Here is a 14,140-nt window from a genome sequence, read left to right on the forward strand (position 1 = left end):
TTGAATGAGGTGTGCTCCCCGGGGGGAGACGTCGGTCCGTGCTCCGCGTGGGGCGGAGCCGGGCTCATTCAGTCGGGAGAGACGTCGGTGTCGTAGCAGGGCGACGACGGCAGTGCGTCGTCGGAGGCGGCGCCGGACAGGGCTGCGCGGGCCGGCGCGAAGAATCCGCCGCCCCAGAGATCAGAACTCGCGGTCGCGCCGCCGTGGGCCGTCAGGGTGCCGCCGCTCGACGAACCGGACGACGGCAGCGCGCCGCCGCCCGACCCGAACGGCCCCGGCCCCCCGGGCCACCCGCCCCCCGGTGACCCGGGCGAGCCACCGGCTCCCGGAACGAGGCCCATATCCGCGGCGCCCCCTGCACCTGCCGCGCCCTCGCCCGGGGAGCCGTGGCCGCCCCGATCCCCCTGATCGGATGCCCCCAGCGCACCCGAGACCGCACCGGCCGCCGCGGCGAGAGCCCCCGCCGCTGTGCCGGTGACCGCGGTGCCGGGACCCGATCCGGCACCACTTCCTGCACCGACGGTGCCACCCGAACCATCGCTGCCGCCCAGGGCGCCCGGCGTGCCGGGCACGGGGAGCCCGGGAAGCTCCGGGAGCAGCCCGGCCGCGCCATCCGTCACCGGATCGACGACCGCGTGCACGACGGGCGCAAGCGCTCCGCCCACTCCGCCGAGCGCGTCATCCACCGCTCCCGTCACGGGCGACGTCAGCGACCCGGCGGGCGCCGAACCGATCACATCAGGCACGACCGGCAGAGCGGCGACCACGCCATCCACGGCGTCGGTCACCGGCTCGGCCACGGTCGACACCGGATCGGACGCGGCGACCTCGCCGAGCACATCCGTCAGCTGGGGAACCGTCGCGACGACCTCGGCGACGGGCTCCGGCAGGAGGTTCGCCACCGGTTCGAGCACCTGATCGCTCACGCCGGCCACGACGGCGCCGACCGTGGAGCCCGTGGAGCCCGTGGAGTCGACCAGATCGGAGACCGAGCCGAGCAGGGATCCGGACGACGAAGAGGATCCGGCGGGCGGAGCGCTCTCCTCGGCCGATGCGGACGACGATCCGAAGACCGCTCCGAGCACGAGCAGGCCACCGACCGCTGCGAGAGCTCCGAGTCCGAGGCGCAGAAGGCGTCGTGACCGCTCTTCAGTTGCGTGTTCCACGACAGTCACCCCCTGCGCAGGAACCGGGCATCCCTCGTCGGATGCCCTGCTGTCATCGACCTTTCTCTCCTGAAACGGCCCTGTCAACCCCCTTGCGCGATCCGAATTGGGGATTTCTCACGCCGGGTGAGCGCGAGAGAGGGGCCGTCGCGCAAGGCGATCGGCCCCTCTCAGACCCACGCGATGGCGGGAGCGGGCAACCCTTGACGGGCGTTCGTCACGCGATGAGGTAGTCGTGCAGCGACTCGTCGCGGAGCATCCCGAGGGCACGCCGCTGGATCTGGCGTGCGCGCTCCCGGCTCACTCCGAGGGCCTCGCCGATCTGGTCGAACGACATCGGGTCCTCTCCGTCGAGCCCGAAGCGCATGCACACCACCCGCGCTTCGCGGGACGGCAGGGTCGCCAAGGCGACGGCCAGGTCGTGGTGCTGCAGCGTGGCGGCGGCCGCATCGAAGGGCTGGGCCTGCGAGGTGTCCTCGATCAGGTCGCCCAGCTCGGCGTCGTCGTCGCCCACCGGGGTGTGGATCGACACGGTGTCGCGACCGTGACGCAGCAATTCCTGCACCTTGGCGGGCGGCAGGTCGACGGCGTCGGCGACCTCGGCGATCGAGGGCTCCCGGCCGAGCTCGATGACGAGCCGGCGCTGCATCCGCGTGATCGAGGAGATCTTCTCCGACGTGTGCACCGGGATGCGGATGATGCGACCGCTGTCGGCCAGGGCTCGGTTGATGGCCTGCTTGATCCACCAGGAGCCGTAGGTCGAGAACTTGAACCCGGCCTGGTAGTCGAACTTCTCGACCGCGCGCACGAGGCCGATATTGCCCTCCTGGATGAGGTCGAGGAAGGGGAGCCCGCGCTCGAGGTAGCGCTTGGCGATCGAGACGACGAGTCGCAGATTCGCCTGGATGAGCTTGCGCTTGGCAGCCTTGCCGTCGCGGGCCAGCCACTCGAGCTCGCGCTTCAGCGTGGCGTCCAGGACGGGGTTGCTGGCGAGCTTCGCGTCGGCGAGCACGCCCACCTCGATGCGGCGGCCGAGGTCGACCTCTTCTTCTGCGGAGAGCAGGGCGGTGCGACCGATCTGGCGGAGGTAGTCCTTCACCGGATCTTCCGAGGCCCCACGGATGTTCGTGAGGCGTGCCTCCGGCTCGCCTTCGTCGACCTGTGCCTCCGGCATCGTCGTCGTTACTCCTGAGCGTGACATCTTCATCTCCGTAACTGATCCGTATCCCGGTTGTTCGTCACGCTATCGCCGCAACCGCCTCCCCCCAAAATGGGGTGGAGGGGGGTTGACAAGGGGACGATTTAACGGCATATAGCTAGACCAACTAGCATTTCGAAGTCTGGCCCATCCGGTTTCTCCTATGCTGGAGCGTGAGGATCGAAGGGCGCAGGATGACCGGCAGAGGGATGCGCGTCGCTCGCGGCCTGACCGCCGCCGGCGTCGCCGTCTTCGTCGCCGCGTTCTCCCACGCCGCCGCAGGCGGGGGAGCGCCGGGCGCCGTCGGGCTCGCGCTCGCGCTGGCATTGTCCGCGGTGGTCTGCGTCGTCTTGGCTCGCCGCCGACTGTCGTTGCCGTTGCTCGCCATCTCAGTCTTGATCAGCCAGTTCGCGCTGCACATGCTGTTCGGGGTAGGGACCGGCTCGGGCTCGGGCCTCGTGCTGACCCAGACCACGCATCACGGGCACATCGCGCTGGCCGCGGTGACGGATGCGTCGACCGTCGCCGCGCATCCGGGTCACGATTCCGGATGGATGTGGCTGGGGCACGCGCTCGCCGCCGCTGCGACGATCGCACTGCTGCACCGGGGTGAGCGCACGCTGCGCGATCTGCTCCTTCTCGCCCGCGCCCGGCTCGGAATCGTCTGGGCGCTCCTGAGGCTCGCGTTCTCGGAGCCTGTTCCCGCGCGGTCGCAGACGCACGCATCCGGTCTTCCGGTGGTCGATCGGCTGCGCGACCTCGGTGTGCTGCTCGGCAGCCGTCGGCATCGCGGTCCGCCGGCGAGGGTCGCCGTGCACCTCTAGACTCCGTCGGTCGACACCGGTGGGGAGTCGGTGTGCGCGCGTGCTCGCTCCGCCATCTCTCACCGAAGGACAGATCGATGAATCCCCGTACCCTTTCGCGCGCCGCGACTCTCGGCGCCGCAACCCTGCTCGCGACCGCAGCCGTCGTCGTGGGCGCGCCCCTGGCCGCTTCTGCGCACGTCCGAGTCGACCCCGGGCAGGCCGTGCCCGGTAGCTACACCACCCTCACGTTCAAGGTGCCGAACGAGTCGGCCACCGCGAGCACGATGCGGCTCGAGGTCGACCTGCCGGCCGACACGCCGTTCACGAGCGTCTCCTACCGGCCCGTTCCCGGGTGGAGCGCCCAGGTGATCACCGGCACCCTGCCGAGTCCGATCACCACGGGCGATGCGACCATCACCGAGGCGCCGCTCTCCGTGGTGTGGACCGCGGATGCCGGCACCGCGGGCGTCGCGCCCGGCCAGTTCCAGGAGTTCCCGATCTCGGTCGGGCCGGTGCCCGACACGGGGTCGGTGGTGCTGCCCGCCCATCAGGGCTACTCCGACGGCAGCACCGTCGACTGGGCGGAGCCGACGCCGGCCTCGGGGGAGGAGCCGGAGCATCCGGCGCCCACCCTCTACATCACCGAGGCCCCTCCCGCCTCGGAAGAGGATGGAGCTGCGACGGTCACGGCGGGCGCGGGCGGTGATGCGGATGCGGCAGGCGGTTCGGATGCGGCAGCAGTCTCGAGTGCTGACGGCGCGGCATCGCTGGCGCTCGGCTTCGGTATCGGGGGTCTCGTGCTCGGGGCCCTGGCGCTGGTGCTGGCGGCGGTCGCCGTGCTCCGTCGTCCGGCCCGCACTGCGCCGGCCGCCGCGACTGCTCCGGCTCCCGACTCCCCGGACGCGAAGTGACGGCCCGCACGAACCCGCTCCGATGGGGCGCAACGGCGGGCGGAGCCCTGCTCGCCCTGGGTCTCGTGGCCGGCGGATCTCTCGGCGGCGCGGAGAGCGCATCCGCTCACGACTATCTCGTATCGACGAACCCGGTCGCCGACTCGACGGTCACGGAGGCGCTGACGGAGGTCTCGCTCACCTTCAACGAGCCGCCCCTGGCCGACGCGAGTGCGGCGATCGCGATCGAGGTGCACGACCCGAGCGACACGAACGTCGCCTCGGGTGCGGTGTCGATCGTGAACAGCACGCTCAGCATCGACGTGGCGCCCACCACGCCGGGGTCGTACACAGTGCTCTGGCAGAACGTGTCGGCCGACGGCCACGCGGTCTCCGGGGAGTTCGCGTTCGAGTACGCCGGGCCGTCGGCGGGGGGCGACTCCGCGGGGCCTGAGCCCACGCCGACGGTGAGTGGCACGACCCCGTCGGCGGTCGCGACGACCGGTGCCGACGCCAGAGGTGGGAGCGGCGGCATCCAGCTGCCGCTCGTGCTGGTCGGCGTCGGCACGGCGCTCGGTGTCGTGGCTCTCGTCGCACTGCTCTCGGTGTTCGTGCTCCGTCGCCGACCCCGCTCGGGCGCCTGACCCGCCGAGCTCCCCGCCGAGACGTCACTTTCCGCGCCACCCTCCGCGGTTTCGCGCGGAAAGTGATGTCTTGGCGTACACAGGGGGTCAGAACGAGCATGGAGTGAGGGCGGCGACCGCGGGGGTGAGCGACAGCGGTCCGCCGAGGAGGATCACGTTCTTCGTGCCTTTGCTGGAGAGCAGCGCGAGCACGCCCGTGGGGACGCAATCCGGCGGCACGACGAACATTGGGGAGTGCGTCTTGGCCGCGAGAACACCACCGGCGAGCGCGTCGGGGTAGTTCGCGCCCGTGGCCAGGTAGACCGTCGTGTAGTCGGGGCGTCGAACCCGGCCAGATTCAGAGACACCTCGTACCGGTTCGCTCCCGTCACTCGAAGCACGCCGCCCCCGGGATTGATCGTGCTCTGGATGCCGTCCGAGACGGACGTGGGCCCACCCACGATCGTCACGATGAAGGCGTTCAGGTCGCGCAGCAATGTCACCGTCGGCCCGTCGGCGAATGCCGCCCCGCCATCGACTAGGAGGACCGGAACTCTGACCGCTCCCGCGACCGCTCCCGCCGAGAGGGCGTCGGGAAAGTCTCGGCCGGTGGCAACCATGACGCCCGTCACGCCGTCGGGGTAGGCGTCGGCGACCACGGCGCGGCTGACCGCATACCGGTCGCTGCCGGAGATACGCGACACGAGTGCGTGCGGAGCGAGGGTGCGAACCGTGGCGACGACGGCATCCGACACGGAGGCGGGTCCTCCGATGACCTTGACCACCAGTGGATCGAGGCGGGTGAGAGATGCGGCCACCGAGGCGGGCACGCTGTCCGGTGGCACGAGCAGCAACGGGGCGAAGTTCACGCTGGCGGCCGGTCCGGCGCTCAGGGCGTCGGGAAAGGAGGCTCCGGATGCGAGGTACACGACGTTCGACGCTCCGGGGCTGACCCGTTTTCCGATCTCCGCCGCGAGGTCGTAGCGGTCGGCCGCACTGATCCGCGACACCGAGACCGACAGCTCGCTGCCCGAGCTGGGTGGGTCATCCGAAGCATCTCCTCCGACGCCGGACGCCTGCGCGATGCCGCCGCTCCCAAGGCTGGTGGCGACGATCGCGACGATGAACGCCGCGATTCCCCCGGATCGGATCCCGCGCCTGACTCGGCTTGTCCTGTGGCGCGCGGAAGCCGTGGTCTGTACACCCATGTTCGACTCGATTCCCCATCGTGGCCCTCTGCCCCATGCAGCCCCCGACCTCGATGGTCTGACCATAACCATCGGGCTTCGATAAGTCGATGATTCCTCGACTCCCCAATTGGGGGGTCACTCGGTTTTCCCTGGCGTGACAAGCTGACGGATCGTCGACTTCACGCTAAGGTCGGCCCATGGTTCATCTGCGTCGGAGGGGCATCCGACCGAGGTCGGCGTCAGTCGGAGGCGCGGCCGTCGTCGTGCTGTCCGTCGCGCTCGTCGCTGCGCTCACCGGATGCGCGGGGCCCGGAACCGATGACGGCCAGCGGGTCGCCGACTGGATCGCCGGCCAGGACCATGTCATCGGGGCCGAGTCGTACGTCTCGGAAGACCCGTGGAACAAGGGCGTGGATCTCACCGTGCAGGTCGAACCCGACATCGATGACGACGACCTGATCGCTCTCGCCGACGCGGCGGAGAAACGGGCGCGGGATGCCGGATGGGACAACCCGTTCCTGAGCTACGACCTCGGAAACGGCCGCAGCTTCTCGAACCTCGGCGGGCGGGCCACGCTCGACGTCTTCCTCGGCATCCGCGACGACGACCACTACGTCATCGCGAGCGCGCGAGGCAACGGGGACTGCGGAGGCATCTTCTGCGTCACGGTCGATGCCGATGATCCGGGTGCGCTCCTCGCGGAGGTGGATCACCTGCTCGAGCTCGCCGATCGCGCGGGCGGCGTGCAGACGAACCTCACCTTCACGGCCTCCAGTGCCGACGGCACCGCCCGCGTCAGCGCCGAGCCGTCGGCGCCGATCGACGAGGCCGTGGAGATCTGGCAGCGCCTCGCGGCCACCGTGCCGATCGAGCAGGGCGGTGCCTGGTCGATCGAGCCTGTCGGCGACCTGCCGCCGCTGCAGACCCTCGAGCTCACCGTCCCCGACGAGGCCGCAAAGGCGCAGATCGATGCCGTCGCGGCCGCGCAGACACGCGTCGACGTGCGGGTCACTGTCACACCCTGACCTGAGAATTCGTCGGTTCGCCTGGAGCTTCCATCAGAGAAGTGATAAATTGTCAGCTACGACCATGCATACCCTCGGTCGCTTCCCCTGTTTCGATCCGTACGGAGTAACCCATGAGAAGGCTGTCGTCTCTTGCAGGAGTCGCCGCTCTTGCGGCCCTGTCTCTATCGATATCGCTGGCGCCGCACGCTGCGTTAGGGGCCACCGGTCCCGCGCAGACCCAACTGGTGAGCGTCTCGAACACGACGCCGCCGGTCGCGGGCAACGAGGTTTCGGAGCATCCGTCGATCTCGGCCGACGGCCGTTACGTCGCGTTCACGTCGAATGCCACGAACTTGACGAATGAGACGGGCGCAGCGTTCGGGACGAGTCAGGTCTACGTCCGCGATACTGTCTCAGGCACGACCCGCATGGTGAGTGCGACACCAGCAGGCGTTGCCGGAAATCGGATCTCGTTCTCTCCGTCGATCTCAGCAGATGGCCGATTAGTTGCCTTCGTGTCGATGTCAACGAACCTATCTCCTGGTGCAGTGGGTCAGGTGTTTTTGTGGTCGGCCGACACCGGAGCTGTTGAAGTCGTGAGCGTGTCGAATGATGCAGTTCCGCAGGTGGCTAACGCCACTGCACAAGAAGTGGTCATGTCGGCGGACGGGACGACGGTGGCATGGTCGACATCGGCTACCAATCTGACTCCGGAGAATACCTGGGGATACCGCCAGGTGTATGTGCGCGACCTCACTGATCACATGACCGCTTTGGTCAGCCGTGACACGACTGTCACGCCCGTGACAGGAGCGCAGGCCAACGCCTTTGGACCAACTATCTCGGCCGACGGCAATCTGATCGCATTCATCACCAGTTGGAAGCTCACCGGCCTTCCCGCACCGAACCAGGAGGCCTACGTCCGTGATCGTGTCCACGACGCCATCCAGTTGGTCAGTCTCAACTTCGATGGCATTGCGGGCGTGAACCGGGATGTTTCCGACGCCGCACTCTCGGCCGATGGACAGCACCTCGCCTACTCGAGTGGGGCATCCGATGCCGTTGATTCCACCATGCCGGGCAGGAGCGCACAAATATTTGTGAGAGACCTTCAAGCCGGCACCACGCAATTCGGGTCGATCGGGATTCCGTCAGGTGGGGCATCAAACTTTGTGAGCAAGGAGCCCTCGATCTCTCCGGACGGCCGTCTCGTGGCGTACGCTTCGCAAGCCACGAACATAGTTCCTGAAGGCAGCAGTTTTCCACCAGCCACGTTTCAGGTCTATGTAACCGACCTGATGTCTCACACCTCGGTGCTGGTGAGCCGGGCGCAAGATTCCAACAACGCGGGAGGGCGTGACTCCGCAAACCCGGCCATCTCGAGCGATGGAAGGAGGGTCGCCTTCTCGTCGGTGGCCACGAACCTTACGCCGATCATGCCTTCGGGCTTTGCGCAGGTGTATGCGCGCGACGTTCAGGATCCGTCGTCTGTGGAACGCGTCGGGGGTGCCGACCGATACGAGGTTTCCGCTGCAGTCTCCGCATCCACTTTCAATCCTGGTGTGAAGGACGTATTTGTCGCCTCGGGTGAGGTGTTCTCGGATGCGCTGTCCGGGTCGGCCATCGCTGGTCTGAGGCAGGCTCCGGTGCTTCTCGTAGCGAAGGATCACATTCCGGCCTCGGTCGCCGCCGAACTGACGCGTCTCAAGCCCGGCAGCATCACAGTGCTGGGTGGTGAAGCCACGATCAATGCAACGGTCGAAGCCGACTTGCGAACGTACTCCGCGAATGTGAGCAGAATCGCCGGGACCGACCGATATGCGGTTTCGGCGGCGATCGCGGACACTTTCGCAGCCGGGCCGGCCGTGGCGTATGTGGCCTCGGGGGCCGTGTTTCCGGATGCGCTGTCGGGGTCGGCGGCTGCGGGAATGGAGAAGGGACCCGTGCTGCTCGTCGGGAAGGACGAGGTGCCGGCCAGCGTCACGACTGCGCTTTCCCGGCTTGCTCCGAAGAGGATCGTGGTGCTGGGCGGAGTGAACACGGTCTCCGACGCCGTCGTCGCGGCCCTGAACGGCACAGCGCCGACGACCCGGATCGGCGGCAGCGACCGGTACGCGGTGTCGGCGGGAGTGGCCGCCGCAGCGTTCACCCTGACCGGCGGCACCGTCTACATCGCGTCGGGGGCCACCTTCCCGGACGCGCTGTCGGGATCGGCCGCCGCGATCGCCGGGCGCTCACCGGTTCTGCTGGTGACGGCGACATCGGTGCCCGACCCGGTGGCCGCCGAACTCCGGCGGTTGAAGCCGCGGCACATCGTCGTTCTCGGTGGGCCGAATACGGTCTCCGATGCGTTACTCACCGCGCTCAACGGGTACTTGGCGCCCTAGAAGGGTTCAAACGCAACCATCCGCGACCCGTCAGTTCGTCCCCTTCCGTGCCCTCGAAAGCGAGACGAAGTGACGGGTCGCGCGCTTTGTCGGATGGGCCCGCGCTCCAGTGTTCGGGGTCAACCCGCTACGCTGGAGGAAGCGATCCGTTCGCTACGGCGGTGGGGCTCACCGTTCCCAACCTCGGGCCGGGCCGAAAGGCCTGGGCCGACAACAGTCCCTATCTCGAGAGTTCTGCGCGCCTCGGCGCGCCCGGAGATAGGAGCCCAGAATGGCCGGATCGCGAAACAGCGGCGGCGTGGATGCGTGGGGTGCGGGCGGGACGGATGCGGCCGGCGTAGGCACAGCGGACGCAAACGCGGCGAGCGAGGCGAGCACGGGGGGTGTGGCCGCGGGCGTCCGTGCCGGCGAGGCTGCGACGATCGTGGTGGGTGTCGTGCCGGGGCAACCGCCCGCCGTGCTGACGACGGCTGCCCGGGTGGCGGCGCGGTACCGGGCCGCGTTGGTCTGCGCCTACGTCGATCCCGGGCGCTACCCGGTGGAGCGGGCCGACGGTACGACCGAGGCCCAGCCGATCGATCCCGACCTCGCGCTCGACCCGCCCGAGCTCTTCGACGAGGCGCTCGCCCGCGAGATCGCGAGTGTGCTCGATGCTCACCCGGCGGACCCGGCCGGGGCGGGCATCCGCTGGTCGGTGCGGTTTCTCAGCGGCGACCCCGCGCACGCCCTCGGGGTGCTGGCCGACGAGCTCGATGCCGCGATGATCGTGGTGGGCACACGGGATGCGACGGTGCGGGCGAGCATCGCCGAGTTCTTCGGCGGCTCGGTTGCGGTGCACCTGGCGCACCGGCAGCACCGCCCTGTGCTGGTGGTGCCGCTGGATCCGCTGGCGCCCTCGTCCGGGTGGCCGGAGCTGGACGGCGGCGCAGACGATGCGGCCGCCGCACCCGGAGAGCGCGGGCCGTCGGCGGCACCCGGCGGAGCGGGCGGGCCGGGCGGAGCGGGCGGGCCGGGCGGCCCGCGCAGGCCGGGCGGCTCAGCGGCGGAGACCGCGTGAGCGGCGACGAGCAGGCCGCCTCCGGGCCCGCCTGGGTGGGCGACACCAACGCCGAGCTGCCCATGGACAGCGATGTCGAAGCCGCCACCACCGCTGCACCCCGCCCCGCCCACCTGCGCATCGGCTACCTCGGTCTCGTAGCGATCGGGGGCGCGGTCGGCACGGCGCTGCGCGAAGCGATCAGTCTCGGCATCGGACCGATCGGCGGCTTCCCGATCGCGATCTTCGCCATCAACGTCGTCGGCGCCTTCGTGCTCGGCGGACTGCTCGACCTGCTCGCCCTCCGGGGGCCCGATGAAGGGCGGCGGCGGCGCATCCGCCTGCTGGTCGGCACCGGTGTGCTCGGCGGATTCACCACCTACAGCTCGTTCGCCACCGACACGGCGCAGCTCCTGGCCGGCGGATCGGCGGGGGTGGCGATCCTCTACGCCTTCGCCACCCTGCTGGCGGGAGCCCTCGCGACGTGGGCGGGCATCGCGCTCGGGATGCGTCTCGGGCGGCCGCGCCGGGCCGCCCGGCGAGCCGGGGTGCGCTCGTGACGCCGCTGGTGTTCCTCGCCCTCTCGGCGGCCGGGGGCGTGGGGGCGGCGACCCGTTTCTTCGTCGACGGCGCGGTGAAGGCGCGCATCCGTGGCTCGTATCCCGTCGGCACGACGATCATCAACGTCTCGGGATCACTGCTGCTCGGGTTGGTGACCGGGTTGGCGCTCACCCATCTCGTGGCCGACGACTGGCGCCTTGTGCTCGGCGGCGGATTCCTCGGCGGCTACACGACGTTCAGCACCGCGAGCTTCGAGACCGTGCGTCTGCTGCAGAACCGCCGTTGGGGCGCGGCGCTCGCGAACGGGGTCGGCATGATGCTCGTCTCCGTCGCGGCGGCCCTGCTGGGCCTCTGGCTCGGCTCACTCATCTGATCGGGTCGTTTCGGGTCGTTTCGGGAGGAGGAGAGCGCAACCGACCCCGAATTCGGGGGAGGTAACGCTCTCCTCCTCCCGAAACGTGACCGCCTCACTCGGAGGCGGCCGTCGTGCCGTTCTCGGCCCCCGACTTCACGGGAATAAGCAACAGCAGCCCCACGAGCAGCACCAGCACGATGCCGAGGATGCCCCAGTACTGCACGTTCGCACCCGGCCCGGCGATCGCGGCACCGAGGCCGATGAACAGCGTGAACATGGCCGGAGCGAGGAAGGTGGCGGCCTTGCCGGTGGTGGCGTAGAGCCCGAAGATCTCGCCGTTGCGGCCCTCGGGGATGCGGCGGGCGAGGAAGGAGCGGCTGGCCGACTGCGCCGGGCCCACGAAGGCGCAGAGCGCGAGGCCGAAGGTCCAGAACACGATCTGGCCGCCGTCGTGCAGGAAGAACACGGCGGTTCCGCAGGCCACCAGCCCGATCAGCGACGCCACGATCACGGGTTTCGCGCCGAACTTGTCGTCGAGCAGCCCGACCAGGATGGTCGACGCGCCGGCCACGACGTTCGCCGCGATGGCGAAGATGATCACCTGGCCCGACGAGAAGCCGAACGACCCCGCCGCGAGCACCCCGCCGAAGGTGAACACGCCGGTCAGTCCGTCGCGGAACACGGCGCTGGCGATGAGGAAGTAGGCGGTCTGCCGGCTCTCCCGGAAGAGGGCGCGGATGTCGCGGAAGAGGATGCGGTAGGACTCAACGATCCCCACCCGTCCGGCCGCCGTCGCCGCCTCCTGCTTGGGTGAGCGGTACTCGGGCACCCGGAGCAGCACCGGCAGCGCGAAGATCCCGAACCAGACGGCCGACGCGAGCACGGTGACGCGGACCGGGAGCCCGTCGCTGTCGGGCACACCGAACAGGGCGGTGCCGCCGATCGGTTCGATGAAGCCGAAGTAGACGATGAGCAGCAGCACGATTCCGCCCACATAGCCCATGCCCCAGCCGAATCCGGAGACCTTGCCGATGGTCTTCGGGGTCGAGACCTGGGTGATCATCGCGTTGTAGTTGACCGTGGCGAACTCGTAGAAGATCGTGCCGGCGGCCAGAAGGAAGAGCCCGAGCCACAGATAGCCCGGGTCGGGTGCCACGAAGAACATCGCCGCGCTCAGCGCCACCACGATGTAGGTGTTCACTGCGAGCCAGAGCTTGCGCCGGCCGCGCCGGTCGGAGCGCTGCCCGGTGATCGGGGCGAGCAACGCGACGAGCACGCCTGCGATGGTCATGGCGATGCCGAGCTGGGCCGAGACGGCGGTCTCGCCGCCGAACGCGTCGCTGGTGAGGTAGACGGTGAAGACGAAGGTGGTGATGACGGCGTTGAAGGAGGCGGAGCCCCAGTCCCAGAGGCCCCAGGCGAGAACATGGGTGCTTCTCGGGCGGGCGCCGCTGCCTTGTCCGACACTCTCGCCCTCGGCGGCTGCCGCAGCGACGGCGCGGGTGTTCGCGAGCGGCGGAGGCGTGAAGTCGCTGGAGGGAGCACCGTCGGTCATGCAGTCACAGTAGCCCCAGGCGGTGAACAATCGGTGGCCTTTCGGGCTCGAAATCCGGTCGATGTCGTAAGCTGAGGCAAACTCAGAAACGAAGACTCGAGAGGTGCTCATGGCGAAGTCGGTGGTGTCCAGCCTGCTGGTGCGCGTGGTGTCGCCAGGTGCGGGTGGGCCCGGATTCCGTCTCGTCTTCGAGGGCGAGGTCGCCGGAGCGACGGATGTCGGCGGCCGGCCCTCGAGCGTGACGGCCGCGATCGCGGCGCGGCAGGGAATGTCGTGCGCGGAGGCGCGCGGCACCCTCGGATCGGTGGTGCAGGGTCGGTTCCGCATCGAGTCGGGGCTGCTCGGCGGGGTGGGGGAGTATGACTTCCGGCTCAGCCTCGACGGGGTCGAGCTCTACGTCGGCAGGGTCACGGTCGAGCAGATCGGGGTCGGTTTCGCGGTGTCGGGCCGGCACCTGATCGACAGCGCCGTGTTGTGGTTCGACGACAGCGCGACGGCGGATGCACCGATGCTCGCCTGCAGCTTCTGGTGCGCCGAGGCGGAGGCCGGCGGAGGGATCGCCGACCTCGGTGCCGTGCTCTACCGCAACGGCCGTCCCGTCCTGGGTTCGGGTGCCGGCGCCGTTGCCGGCTCGGGCGTCGGCTCGAGCCTCGCTGCGAGCCTCGCCGGAGTGCGCCGACGCCCGGTGGAGGTCCGGCTGATCGATCGCCTCGGCACCTCGGTCGACGCGCCGCGCCACCGGCAGGTGCAACTGCGCTTCCCCGGCGCCCGGGCGTTCGTTCTCGGCGAGGTGCCCGGCGTGCATGACTTGAGTGCGCACCCGGGGGTCTACGCCATCCGGGTCACCCGAGGGCGCGCGGTGGTGACGCGAATGGTGTTCGAGATCGACCGGCACGGGGTGCTGCGCGAATCGGGCCCCGTCGAATGCCGCGCCGACGGCACGCGGGTGATGCTCCTCGGGGCCGGGCGGCGGTTCGGACCCCCGCCCGCCGAGGGATCCGCCACGATCGATCCGGTCTACGCGCGGTTCTTCGCGGCCGTGCGCCCTCCGGAGCCCGTGGTGCTGGATGTGCTCCAGCGCGCGGCGCTCGAGCAGGTCGCGCGCGACATCGCCGCGTTCGTGGAGGCCGTCGAACCCGATCCTCGCCCGGAACGGGTGCGCGTCGCGTTGCACGAGCTGCTCACGCGGGTCGAAGAACTCGAGACCGTGGTGCCCGCGAACTTCGCGGTGCGCCTGGGGCGGGAGGAGATTCCGTTCGAGCAGTTGCGCGAGATCGTGCTCGGGTTGCTGAGCCCGCCCGCGTTCGCTCAGGGCGACAGCGTCATAGGAAACGCTTAACGTTCACCCAGCCCCGATGGGATCGGG

13 protein-coding genes and 1 pseudogene are annotated in these 14,140 nt (G+C 69.5%); 9 read left to right on the plus strand and 5 right to left on the minus strand.

Features of this window, described 5'->3' with window-relative positions:
- Positions 1-68: 68 nt before the first annotated feature.
- Together BLW00_RS06020 and BLW00_RS06025 are read right to left on the minus strand one after the other, a co-directional pair.
- Positions 69-1,166 (minus strand): hypothetical protein, encoded by a 1,098-nt coding sequence (locus BLW00_RS06020; RefSeq protein ID WP_092550519.1) that lies wholly within the window; start codon positions 1,164-1,166, stop codon positions 69-71.
- A 217-nt stretch (positions 1,167-1,383) separates the two neighbouring features.
- The gene (locus BLW00_RS06025; RefSeq protein WP_217634298.1) at positions 1,384-2,367 is read right to left on the minus strand and encodes a sigma-70 family RNA polymerase sigma factor; all 984 of its coding nucleotides are present in this window, start codon (positions 2,365-2,367) and stop codon (positions 1,384-1,386) included.
- Between the two features lie 191 nt (positions 2,368-2,558).
- On the opposite strand from BLW00_RS06025, the gene BLW00_RS06030 reads away from it, so the two are divergent.
- The 3 genes from BLW00_RS06030 to BLW00_RS06040 all read left to right on the plus strand — a co-directional run bounded on the left by BLW00_RS06030 (position 2,559) and on the right by BLW00_RS06040 (position 4,704).
- Positions 2,559-3,188, plus strand: coding sequence for a hypothetical protein (locus BLW00_RS06030; protein WP_139256638.1), 630 nt, complete (start codon positions 2,559-2,561; stop codon positions 3,186-3,188).
- Between the two features lie 77 nt (positions 3,189-3,265).
- Positions 3,266-4,081 carry a YcnI family copper-binding membrane protein gene (locus BLW00_RS06035; protein WP_092550527.1) on the plus strand — a complete coding sequence of 272 codons (816 nt, stop codon included), beginning with the start codon at positions 3,266-3,268 and terminating at the stop codon, positions 4,079-4,081.
- Entirely contained in the window at positions 4,078-4,704 is a 627-nt protein-coding gene (locus tag BLW00_RS06040; protein ID WP_092550531.1) for a copper resistance CopC family protein, read from the plus strand. The genes BLW00_RS06035 and BLW00_RS06040 overlap by 4 nt, the downstream gene beginning before the upstream one ends.
- A gap of 87 nt (positions 4,705-4,791) precedes the next feature.
- Here BLW00_RS06040 and BLW00_RS24410 read toward each other — a convergent pair whose 3' ends face one another.
- Positions 4,792-5,205, minus strand: a complete 414-nt coding sequence (locus BLW00_RS24410; protein ID WP_407650958.1) for a cell wall-binding repeat-containing protein — start codon at positions 5,203-5,205, stop codon at positions 4,792-4,794.
- A pseudogene (locus BLW00_RS06045) lies at positions 5,124-5,963 on the minus strand (cell wall-binding repeat-containing protein); the annotation flags it as partial. The pseudogene BLW00_RS06045 and the gene BLW00_RS24410, both read right to left, overlap by 82 nt.
- A 107-nt stretch (positions 5,964-6,070) precedes the next feature.
- On the opposite strand from BLW00_RS06045, the gene BLW00_RS06050 reads away from it, so the two are divergent.
- The 5 genes from BLW00_RS06050 (at position 6,071) to crcB (ending at position 11,237) form a co-directional block, all read left to right on the plus strand.
- Positions 6,071-6,898, plus strand: coding sequence for a hypothetical protein (locus tag BLW00_RS06050; RefSeq protein WP_139256640.1), 828 nt, complete (start codon positions 6,071-6,073; stop codon positions 6,896-6,898).
- 227 nt (positions 6,899-7,125) lie between these two features.
- Positions 7,126-9,267: a cell wall-binding repeat-containing protein gene (locus BLW00_RS06055; protein ID WP_175494154.1), complete on the plus strand. Its 2,142-nt coding sequence runs from the start codon at positions 7,126-7,128 to the stop codon at positions 9,265-9,267.
- 271 nt (positions 9,268-9,538) lie between these two features.
- Positions 9,539-10,324: a universal stress protein gene (locus tag BLW00_RS06060; RefSeq protein ID WP_092550543.1), complete on the plus strand. Its 786-nt coding sequence runs from the start codon at positions 9,539-9,541 to the stop codon at positions 10,322-10,324.
- The gene (locus BLW00_RS06065; RefSeq protein WP_407650950.1) at positions 10,321-10,863 is read left to right on the plus strand and encodes a fluoride efflux transporter FluC; all 543 of its coding nucleotides are present in this window, start codon (positions 10,321-10,323) and stop codon (positions 10,861-10,863) included. Before BLW00_RS06060 ends, BLW00_RS06065 begins: the two co-directional genes overlap by 4 nt.
- Complete coding sequence (gene crcB, locus BLW00_RS06070; protein WP_092550545.1) at positions 10,860-11,237, plus strand: fluoride efflux transporter CrcB; 378 nt, start codon at positions 10,860-10,862, stop codon at positions 11,235-11,237. The genes BLW00_RS06065 and crcB overlap by 4 nt, the downstream gene beginning before the upstream one ends.
- A gap of 94 nt (positions 11,238-11,331) precedes the next feature.
- Here the strand turns inward: crcB and BLW00_RS06075 are convergent, their stop codons facing one another.
- Complete coding sequence (locus BLW00_RS06075; protein ID WP_092552073.1) at positions 11,332-12,774, minus strand: MFS transporter; 1,443 nt, start codon at positions 12,772-12,774, stop codon at positions 11,332-11,334.
- Between the two features lie 109 nt (positions 12,775-12,883).
- Here BLW00_RS06075 and BLW00_RS06080 point away from each other — a divergent pair, with 109 nt between their 5' ends.
- Entirely contained in the window at positions 12,884-14,113 is a 1,230-nt protein-coding gene (locus BLW00_RS06080; RefSeq protein ID WP_217634299.1) for a hypothetical protein, read from the plus strand.
- Positions 14,114-14,140 lie beyond the last annotated feature (27 nt).

Origin of the sequence: Herbiconiux ginsengi, from assembly GCF_900107435.1 — a bacterium.
GTDB lineage: Bacteria > Actinomycetota > Actinomycetes > Actinomycetales > Microbacteriaceae > Herbiconiux > Herbiconiux ginsengi.

What these genes read in the sequence shown, in the direction of transcription:
- BLW00_RS06025 (WP_217634298.1), bottom strand. Translation starts at nt 2,367, where the DNA reads ATGTCACGCTCAGGAGTAACGACGACGATGCCGGAGGCACAGGTCGAC.
- BLW00_RS06030 (WP_139256638.1), top strand. Translation starts at nt 2,559, where the DNA reads ATGACCGGCAGAGGGATGCGCGTCGCTCGCGGCCTGACCGCCGCCGGC.
- BLW00_RS06075 (WP_092552073.1), bottom strand. Translation starts at nt 12,774, where the DNA reads ATGACCGACGGTGCTCCCTCCAGCGACTTCACGCCTCCGCCGCTCGCG.
- BLW00_RS06035 (WP_092550527.1), top strand. Translation starts at nt 3,266, where the DNA reads ATGAATCCCCGTACCCTTTCGCGCGCCGCGACTCTCGGCGCCGCAACC.
- BLW00_RS06080 (WP_217634299.1), top strand. Translation starts at nt 12,884, where the DNA reads ATGGCGAAGTCGGTGGTGTCCAGCCTGCTGGTGCGCGTGGTGTCGCCA.
- BLW00_RS06060 (WP_092550543.1), top strand. Translation starts at nt 9,539, where the DNA reads ATGGCCGGATCGCGAAACAGCGGCGGCGTGGATGCGTGGGGTGCGGGC.
- BLW00_RS06050 (WP_139256640.1), top strand. Translation starts at nt 6,071, where the DNA reads ATGGTTCATCTGCGTCGGAGGGGCATCCGACCGAGGTCGGCGTCAGTC.